The sequence below is a fragment of the Shigella sp. FC1567 genome (genome assembly GCF_001743015.1).
GTDB lineage: Bacteria > Pseudomonadota > Gammaproteobacteria > Enterobacterales > Enterobacteriaceae > Escherichia > Escherichia coli.
Genome location: NZ_MIIV01000427.1, coordinates 1 through 352, shown reverse-complemented (window position 1 = coordinate 352; position 352 = coordinate 1). Strand labels below are relative to the sequence as shown.

Genomic DNA, 352 nt, shown 5'->3' with positions numbered 1-352 from the left:
GGGGAATATCTCCCCGGCAGCCTTCAGGATAAAATATTATCAGATGACTGCTTAGAAAAAGAACAAATGGTGGTGTCCGCTATTGCCAGTACACCTCAGTTCTGGGCCTTGCCCGTAGCAGTTATTTTTATCACCGGGCTGCACTGAAAGCCGGTGATAAATACGCCACGATACGTAAGATGCTGACAGATATCTTTAACAGTAATTACCAGTGTTATGGCTATCGTCGCCTGCATGCGATGCTCAGGCATGAGGGGGTGCCCCTATTAAGTTGTCAAGCATGTTATGACCCCTGCGGGGTATAAAAAGTCCCGTCGCGCATCATGGCGAACAGAACGTCGCAGCGTCGTCT

Annotated in this window: 1 protein-coding gene and 1 pseudogene; one reads left to right on the top strand and one right to left on the bottom strand. The window is 49.1% G+C overall.

The genetic code is table 11. The features are described 5' to 3' along the window. Positions 1 to 98: 98 nt before the first annotated feature. Positions 99 to 266, top strand: a pseudogene (locus BHE85_RS19200) (IS3 family transposase); the annotation flags it as partial. A 17-nt stretch (positions 267 to 283) separates the two neighbouring features. On the opposite strand, the gene BHE85_RS27765 reads toward BHE85_RS19200, so the two are convergent. After that, the coding region (locus BHE85_RS27765) for a hypothetical protein (protein ID WP_242412329.1) at positions 284 to 352 on the bottom strand (69 nt) is incomplete at its 5' end.